A 1,047-nucleotide genomic window follows, 5' to 3' on the forward strand; every position below is an offset into this window, starting at 1 on the left:
CCCCCGCGTGAAGGGGCAGCTCAATCTCGTGGCAGAACGGCCGGTGCCGGAAGACCAGGCGCTGAAGACGCTGCAGTCGGCGCTGCGCATGCAGGGCTTCGCGCTCGTGCAGGATCACGGCGTGCTGAAGGTCGTGCCGGAAGCCGACGCGAAGCTGCAGGGCGTGCCGACCTATGTCGGCAATGCGCCGCAGGCGCGCGGCGACCAGATCATTACGCAAGTGTTCGAGCTGCACAACGAATCGGCGAACAACCTGCTGCCGGTGCTGCGGCCGCTGATCTCGCCGAACAACACGGTCACCGCCTACCCGGCGAACAACACGATCGTCGTCACCGACTACGCCGACAACGTGCGCCGCATCGCGCAGATCATCTCGGGGGTCGACAGCGCCGCGGGCGCGCAGGTGCAGGTCGTGCCGTTGCGCAACGCGAATGCGATCGACCTTGCCGCGCAGTTGCAGAAGATGCTCGACCCCGGCGCGATCGGCAACAGCGACGCGACGCTGAAGGTGTCGGTCACGGCCGATCCGCGCACCAATTCGCTGCTGCTGCGCGCATCGAGCGCGTCGCGCCTCGCCGCGGCGAAGCGCCTCGTGCAACAGCTCGACGCGCCGAGCGCGGTGCCGGGCAACATGCACGTCGTGCCGCTGCGCAATGCCGACGCGGTGAAGCTCGCGAAGACACTGCGCGGGATGCTCGGCAAGAGCAGCAACGACAGCGGTTCGTCGGCGTCGTCCAACGATGCGAACAGCTTCAACCAGAACGGCGGCTCGTCGTCGAGCGGCAATTTCTCGACCGGCACGTCGGGCACTCCGCCGCTGCCGTCGGGCGGCCTCGGCGGTTCGTCGTCATCGTCGTACGGCAGCGGCGCGTCGGGCAGCGGCGGCATCGGCAGCGGCGGCCTGCTCGGCGGCGACAAGGACAAGGGCGACGACAACCAGCCGGGCGGGATGATCCAGGCCGACGCGGCCACCAACTCGCTGATCATCACCGCGTCCGACCCGGTCTACCGGAACCTGCGCTCGGTGATCGACCAGCTCGACGCGCG

Annotated in this window: 1 protein-coding gene; it reads left to right on the forward strand. The window is 68.9% G+C overall.

Annotation, left to right across the window (positions count from 1 at the left end):
• The coding region (locus tag HW466_RS30925) for a secretin N-terminal domain-containing protein (protein WP_279610396.1) at positions 1-1,047 on the forward strand (1,047 nt) is incomplete at both ends.

Source organism: Burkholderia territorii (genome assembly GCF_902833055.1).
Taxonomy (GTDB): Bacteria; Pseudomonadota; Gammaproteobacteria; order Burkholderiales; family Burkholderiaceae; genus Burkholderia; species Burkholderia territorii.